6 protein-coding genes and 1 pseudogene are annotated in these 6,888 nt (G+C 44.0%); 6 read left to right on the top strand and 1 reads right to left on the bottom strand.

Annotated elements, in window-relative coordinates; all coding sequences use genetic code 11:
- The 4 genes and pseudogenes from R7E00_RS20120 to R7E00_RS20105 form a co-directional block, all read left to right on the top strand.
- Positions 1-71 (top strand): annotated as a pseudogene (locus tag R7E00_RS20120) (elongation factor Tu); the annotation flags it as partial.
- A gap of 331 nt (positions 72-402) precedes the next feature.
- Positions 403-591 carry a (2Fe-2S)-binding protein gene (locus tag R7E00_RS20115; protein WP_005381360.1) on the top strand — a complete coding sequence of 63 codons (189 nt, stop codon included), beginning with the start codon at positions 403-405 and terminating at the stop codon, positions 589-591.
- Between the two features lie 93 nt (positions 592-684).
- Positions 685-1,161 carry a bacterioferritin gene (bfr, locus tag R7E00_RS20110; protein WP_005381359.1) on the top strand — a complete coding sequence of 159 codons (477 nt, stop codon included), beginning with the start codon at positions 685-687 and terminating at the stop codon, positions 1,159-1,161.
- Between the two features lie 206 nt (positions 1,162-1,367).
- Positions 1,368-2,645, top strand: a complete 1,278-nt coding sequence (locus R7E00_RS20105; RefSeq protein ID WP_025768085.1) for a malic enzyme-like NAD(P)-binding protein — start codon at positions 1,368-1,370, stop codon at positions 2,643-2,645.
- A 112-nt stretch (positions 2,646-2,757) separates the two neighbouring features.
- Here the strand turns inward: R7E00_RS20105 and metJ are convergent, their stop codons facing one another.
- Positions 2,758-3,078, bottom strand: a complete 321-nt coding sequence (gene metJ, locus R7E00_RS20100) for a met regulon transcriptional regulator MetJ (protein ID WP_005381353.1) — start codon at positions 3,076-3,078, stop codon at positions 2,758-2,760.
- Between the two features lie 225 nt (positions 3,079-3,303).
- Here metJ and R7E00_RS20095 point away from each other — a divergent pair, with 225 nt between their 5' ends.
- Positions 3,304-4,464, top strand: coding sequence for an O-succinylhomoserine (thiol)-lyase (locus tag R7E00_RS20095; RefSeq protein WP_005381350.1), 1,161 nt, complete (start codon positions 3,304-3,306; stop codon positions 4,462-4,464).
- A gap of 15 nt (positions 4,465-4,479) precedes the next feature.
- Positions 4,480-6,888 carry a bifunctional aspartate kinase/homoserine dehydrogenase II gene (locus R7E00_RS20090; protein WP_017633523.1) on the top strand — a complete coding sequence of 803 codons (2,409 nt, stop codon included), beginning with the start codon at positions 4,480-4,482 and terminating at the stop codon, positions 6,886-6,888.

Genomic DNA, 6,888 nt, shown 5'->3' with positions numbered 1-6,888 from the left:
GTCTACGTTTCGCGATCCGTGAAGGTGGCCGTACAGTAGGTGCTGGTGTTGTTGCTAAGATCTTCGACTAATTCATAACGAATTAAACGAAATCTTGCACTGTTCTTCTTTTTGAAGAAAGCGCATCGAAAAGGGAAGCTTAGGCTTCCCTTTTTCATTTCTAGATTACATTTAGTTATAAGTGTTGAAATAAAAGACGTCACTTTTTCGATTTAAAAACAGAGTTTTACCGACTTTATTTCTTAACGCTTTTACTCACCCCTCTTAACCCTTTGATCTTTTCCTGCAGCGGTAAAATCGTTATAACCAAATATTCTGATCGGACACCATAATGCGACTGGTAACAAGAACTATTCTTGTTTATATTGTTTGTCACAGATTAGTTTTATAGGTTTTTTGAGTATGTACGTTTGTCTTTGCCATGGTGTCTCCGACAAAAAAATCAGGAAGTTGGCGATAGATGAAGGCGTAACAGATATTAAAGGAATCAAAAAGTGCACGGCATTGGGCAGCCAATGTGGTAAGTGCATCAGACAGGCCAAGGAAATTTTAGCGGAAACTAGTTACACGGAATTTAAACAAGCCAGCTAATTGCTGTAAGTATGCAGTAATTATTTGCCTTACATTTTGACACCTTCTCATTTGCTTCTACATTTAAATGAAGCCAAAGAGGAGGGTTTTGTCATGAAAGGCGATCCAATCATCATTCAACATCTCAATAAAGTGCTCGGTAACGAGCTCGTCGCTATTAATCAGTATTTTCTTCATGCCCGAATGTATAAAGACTGGGGCTTAAAGCACCTAGCAGACAAGGAATATCACGAATCTATCGATGAGATGAAACATGCCGATCATCTAATTGAGCGTATTTTGTTCCTTGAAGGCTTACCGAACCTACAAGATTTAGGTAAGTTGATGATTGGTGAAGATACCAAGGAAATGCTCGAGTGTGACTTAAAGCTTGAAATGGCGGCTATTCCAGATTTAAAAGATGCGATTGCTTACGCTGAAGACATTCGAGATTATGTGTCTCGAGATTTATTCCAAGACATTCTTGAAGATGAAGAAGAACATGTTGATTGGCTAGAGACGCAACTTGGCTTGATTGAAATGTCTGGTATTGAGAATTATCTCCAAGCGCAATACGTGGACGAAGAGTAACGATACTATCTAAGTTTGCATACTCCAATAATAGTAATAAGAAAGAGCACCTGACTCGAAAATCGGGTGCTTAACCCCGTTATCTGGTCTAATCTCTTTTATTATCGGCTTTTTAAGGATATTGCTCGCAATCTTGCCTATGAAGTTTGATTTCTATCCGATAGAATTTATGCCCCCTTACCTAAAAATAAAAAAGAGAAACGTCCATGTCTGAAGACAACCACCAAGCAGCCACTCCAGAAGAAGAACATCGCCAAAAAGCATTGGATTACCATGCTTATCCAACTCCAGGAAAGATTGCTGTCGAACTGACAAAGCCTGCGGAAACGGCGGGTGATCTTGCCCTTGCATACAGCCCAGGAGTTGCAGAGCCAGTGCGTGAAATCGCACAAAACCCGGATAACGTGTACAAGTACACTGCAAAAGGGAACATGGTTGCTGTTATTTCTAACGGTACCGCTATTCTAGGTCTAGGTAACCTAGGTCCACTTGCATCTAAGCCAGTGATGGAAGGTAAAGCGTTACTGTTTAAGCGTTTTGCAGGTCTTGACTCTATTGATATTGAAGTTAAGCACCGCACGATCGATGAATTTGTTGATACTGTTGCGAGCATTGCAGACACTTTTGGCGGTATTAACCTTGAAGATATTAAAGCACCAGACTGTTTTGAGATTGAAAAGCGTCTGATTGAACGTTGTGATGTACCAGTATTCCACGATGATCAACATGGTACTGCTATTGTAACGGCAGCGGGTATGCTGAATGCAATCGAACTTCAAGGTAAGAAACTTGAAGATTCAACAATTGTTTGTCTTGGCGCTGGCGCTGCCGCTGTAGCGTGTATGGAGCTTCTGATCAAATGCGGCGCAATGCGCGAAAAAATCTACATGCTAGATCGCAAAGGTGTGATTCACACTCGTCGTGATGATCTTAATGAATATAAGCAGCTATTTGCGAACAATACAGATAAGCGCACACTAGAAGACGTGATTGAAGGTGCAGATCTGTTCCTAGGTGTATCTGGTCCAAACCTATTGCCAGCGGAAGCGTTGAAGTTGATGGCAGATAAGCCAATCGTATTCGCATGTTCTAACCCGGATCCTGAAATCAAGCCGGAACTTGCTCACGCAGTTCGTGATGACTTGATCATGGGTACTGGCCGTAGTGATTATCCTAACCAAGTTAACAACGTATTGTGTTTCCCATTTATTTTCCGCGGTGCTCTTGATGTGCGTGCAAGTGAAATCAATGATGAAATGAAACTTGCAGCCGTTGAGGCGATTCGTGAGCTAGCAAAAGAGCCTGTACCTGAAGCCGTATTGAAGGCTGCAGGTGTTGATAAGCTAGAGTTTGGTGCGGACTATATTATTCCAAAACCAATGGATTCACGTTTGCTACCACGTGTTGCAAAAGCGGTTGCTCAGGCGGCGGTTAATTCAGGTGTAGCTCGTATCGAGATGCCTGCAAACTACATGGAAGAGTAATATATCTTTCTGATGTGATACATAAAAATGGGACGCTATTGCGTCCCATTTTTTATGTCATTCATTTGGCTCGAGGCAAGAGTTATTACCTGAAACATTTTATCAGGCTTTTTTATTCTTCGTCGAATGACTCAAATTCGATGCCCATTTCCGTCATCAGCGCTTTTACTTCTGTTGGAATATCATCAGGACGGTCTTTACGAAGGTCTTCATCTGTCGGAAGTGGCTGACCTGTGTACGCGTGCAAAAATGCCTCGCATAGCAATTCGCTATTGGTTGCATGGCGTAAGTTATTGATCTGACGGCGAGTACGCTCATCAGTTAGCACCTTTAAAACTTTTAGCGGGATAGAGACGGTAATTTTTTTTACTTGTTCGCTTTTTTTGCCGTGCTCTGCATATGGGCTAATGTATTCGCCATTCCAGTCAGCCATTGCACACCTTCATTTATGTAATCGGTTAAAAATAATTTAGGTGCTGATTTTAGCTGCATTTACCGCCATAAGCAAAGACATATAGACGTCTAGAAGTGTTGACGTCTCATTTTTTGACGAGTAAAGTGAACATAACAGCAAAGGAAGCGTGTTGATCACTTTATGTTACTCATTAGATATAGCGCATTCCTATTTAGAAGTCATTACCCGTGAAAGGATACACCCATGAGCACTCGCAAACCTGCGACCATTGCAGTACGCACTGGTATTGAATCAGACAGCCAATATCATGCTGTCGTTCCACCTATTTATCTTTCCACTAACTATGGTTTTCCTGCTTTTGGTGAAGTGCCCAAGTATGATTACACACGATCTGGTAATCCAAACCGCGGACTGTTGGAAAGTGCGCTATCTGAACTCGAGTCTGGAAAAGGAGCGGTTGTTACTAACTGCGGTACGTCGGCATTAAATTTATGGGTTTCCGCTTTTCTCGGCCCAGATGATCTCATTATTGCTCCTCACGATTGTTATGGTGGTACCTATCGTCTTTTTAATACCCGAGCTAATAAAGGCGATTTTAAGGTTCAGTTTGTCGATCAATCAGACGAACAGGCTTTAGATGCTGCATTGGCACAAAAACCAAAACTCATTTTGCTAGAAACTCCGTCAAACCCTCTGGTTCGCGTAGTGGATATTGCAGCTACTTGTGAAAAAGCGAAACAAGTCGGCGCGTTAGTTGCGGTGGACAATACCTTTTTGACACCCGTGTACCAAAAACCTTTAGAGCTAGGTGCGGATTTTGTTATCCACTCCACAACAAAGTACATCAACGGTCATTCGGACGTAATTGGTGGGGTAATCATCACCAACACAGAAGCGCATGCAGAAGAGCTTGCATGGTGGGGCAATTGTATTGGTGCAACGGGCACACCTTTCGATAGTTACATGACACTGCGAGGTATTCGTACGCTTGGTGCTCGTATGAAAGTACATGAAGAGAGCTCACAGCAGGTACTGGCTTACCTACAGAAACAAGCGTTAGTTAAAACTATCTATCATCCAAGCCTGCCGGAACATCCAGGTCACGACATTGCTAAAAAGCAGCAAACGGGCTTTGGCTCTATGTTGAGTTTTGAGTTTGCTGGTTCGTTTGAGCAGTTAAAGGTGTTTGTGAAAGAGCTCCAACTGTTTTCATTAGCTGAATCATTAGGTGGTGTAGAAAGTTTGATTTGCCACCCGGCATCCATGACTCACCGTGCAATGGGTGAGGAGGCACTGGCGGAGGCTGGGGTCTCTCATCAACTATTGCGTTTGTCTGTCGGTTTGGAAGATGCACAAGACCTCATCACAGATTTAGAACAAGCGTTCGCTAAAGCTACCCAGTAATAGGAGACGATAACAATGACTGTACAACGTCAGCTGCATAAGTTTGGTGGCAGTAGCTTAGCAAACCCAGAATGCTACTTACGCGTTGTGGGTATTCTCAAAGAGTATTCGACAGAAAATGATCTTGTGGTCGTCTCTGCTGCAGGAAAAACCACTAATCGCTTGATTGAGTTTTTGGAAGGGTTAAATAAAGATGGCCGAATTGCGCATGAAGCGCTTCAAAGCTTAAGACAGTTCCAAACTGAGCTAATAGAAAGCTTGTTGGAGAGTGAAGCAAAAGAAGAGCTGTTAGCTTTATTACATGATGAGTTCAGTACTCTCTCGGAGCTGACTGCACCACTCACTAATGCGCAAAAAGCTGCGGTACTGGGACACGGAGAAGTATGGTCTGCTCGCCTATTGGCCGCGTTATTATCTCAACGTTCTATCCCTGCGGTTGCACAAGATGCACGAGCGTTTTTACGTGCAGAAGCGGGAACTCAACCAGAGGTTGATCGCGCTCGTTCATACCCTTTAATTAAAGAGATCCTCGCGCAGCATAACCATAAACGTGTGGTAATTACTGGCTTTATGGCTCAGAACGAGGCAGGAGAAACCATTCTACTTGGTCGTAACGGCTCTGACTATTCTGCAACGGTCATAGGCGCGCTTGCTGAAGTCAGTACTGTCACGATTTGGAGTGATGTTGCTGGTGTTTATAGTGCCGATCCACGTTTGGTGTCTGACGCTTGTTTATTACCGTTACTTCGATTGGATGAAGCCAGTGAACTTGCTCGCTTAGCTGCCCCAGTGCTACACAGTCGTACGCTTCAGCCTGTGGCGCAAAGTACCATGGACCTTAATCTCAAGTGTAGCTATCTGCCAGAGTCGGGTTCTACTCGTATTGAGCGTGTATTGGCATCTGGTCGTGGCGCTAAAATTATTACTTCACTGGATGATGTTTTATTGGTGCAGTTGTCTTTCATGCATGGGCACGACTTCGAAAAAACACAGAGTGATGTATTACAAGCGTTGCAGCGCGCGCAATTAGAGCCACTGGCATTTGAAGCTCAATCCGATCAGCACACGCTACGCTTGGCTTACACCGCAGAAATCGCCGGTGGTGCATTGAAACACTTGCAAGAGCTTGCGGTAGAGGCTGAAATTAAGCTAAAAGAAGGTTACTCGCTCTTAGCTGCGGTAGGTGCAGGCGTTACGAAAAACGCCAATCATTGCTTTGGCTTTTATCAGAAGCTAAAGCACTCTCCGGTAGAATTTATCTCTGAAACAGACTCAGGGCTGAGCCTAGTCGCTGTTTTGCGCCGTACTGATACCGAGGCGTTGGTTCAAACGATTCATAGCCAGTTGTTCCAAGCGCAAAAACGCGTGGCAGTGGCTTTATGTGGCAAGGGTAATATTGGTTCTAGTTGGCTAAATTTATTTGCTACGCAAAAAAGTGAGCTCGAAAAACGTCATGGTATGAGCTTTGATCTTGTCGCGGTTGTGGATAGCCAAACCTATTGGTTCGATGAGCAAGGTATTGAGGCGGCGAGTGTTGCTGAACGATTTGATGATGAAAGCATAGCAAACAATGGGGATTGGCTGGCACGTTTGGGAGCACTTAAAAGCTATGATGAAGCCGTCGTGCTTGATGTTACCGCGAGTAAAGAGTTAGCTCAGCGCTACGTAGAAATCGCACAGCAAGGCATTCATTTGATTTCCGCTAACAAAGTGGCCGGTTCCGCAGATAGTCAGTACTACCATCAGGTTCAAGATGCATTCGCTAAAATTGGTCGTCATTGGCTATACAACGCAACGGTTGGTGCTGGGTTACCGATAAACCATACCGTGCGAGATCTTCGTGAAAGTGGGGATGAAATCGTCGCTCTATCGGGGATTTTCTCGGGGACGTTATCATGGCTGTTCCAACAGTTTGATGGTTCTGTACCATTTAATGATTTAGTCGATCTTGCTTGGCAGCAAGGGTTAACCGAACCTGACCCTCGTTCTGATTTAGATGGCTCCGATGTAATGCGTAAGTTAGTCATCTTGGCTCGAGAATCGGGCCTAGATATAGAACCAGACAGCGTTAAAGTTGAGTCTTTAGTGCCAGAAGAATTAAGAGAACTGAGCTTAGATGATTTCTTCGATAATGGAGCGTTGTTGAGTGAAATACTTCAAGAGCGTCTGACAAAAGCACAGAGAAACGATCAAGTGCTTCGCTATGTGGCGCGTTTAGAAAAAAATGGTAAAGCAACGGTGGGAGTCGAAGCGTTGTCTCGTGAGCACGCGCTCGCCAACTTATTGCCATGCGATAACATTTTTGCCATAGAGAGCAAGTGGTACAAAGATAACCCTCTGGTCATTCGAGGACCAGGCGCAGGCAGAGAAGTGACAGCCGGCGCTATTCAATCCGACCTCAACCGATTGGCTGGTTTATTTTAA

Origin of the sequence: Vibrio sp. Vb1755, assembly GCF_033338635.1 — a bacterium.
Lineage (GTDB): Bacteria > Pseudomonadota > Gammaproteobacteria > Enterobacterales > Vibrionaceae > Vibrio > Vibrio alginolyticus.
Note: the sequence above shows the minus strand (reverse complement) of the source record. Positions and strands in the feature narration are given on the sequence as shown.

What these genes read in the sequence shown, in the direction of transcription:
- R7E00_RS20115 (WP_005381360.1), top strand. Translation starts at nt 403, where the DNA reads ATGTACGTTTGTCTTTGCCATGGTGTCTCCGACAAAAAAATCAGGAAG.
- bfr (WP_005381359.1), top strand. Translation starts at nt 685, where the DNA reads ATGAAAGGCGATCCAATCATCATTCAACATCTCAATAAAGTGCTCGGT.
- R7E00_RS20105 (WP_025768085.1), top strand. Translation starts at nt 1,368, where the DNA reads ATGTCTGAAGACAACCACCAAGCAGCCACTCCAGAAGAAGAACATCGC.
- metJ (WP_005381353.1), bottom strand. Translation starts at nt 3,078, where the DNA reads ATGGCTGACTGGAATGGCGAATACATTAGCCCATATGCAGAGCACGGC.
- R7E00_RS20095 (WP_005381350.1), top strand. Translation starts at nt 3,304, where the DNA reads ATGAGCACTCGCAAACCTGCGACCATTGCAGTACGCACTGGTATTGAA.
- R7E00_RS20090 (WP_017633523.1), top strand. Translation starts at nt 4,480, where the DNA reads ATGACTGTACAACGTCAGCTGCATAAGTTTGGTGGCAGTAGCTTAGCA.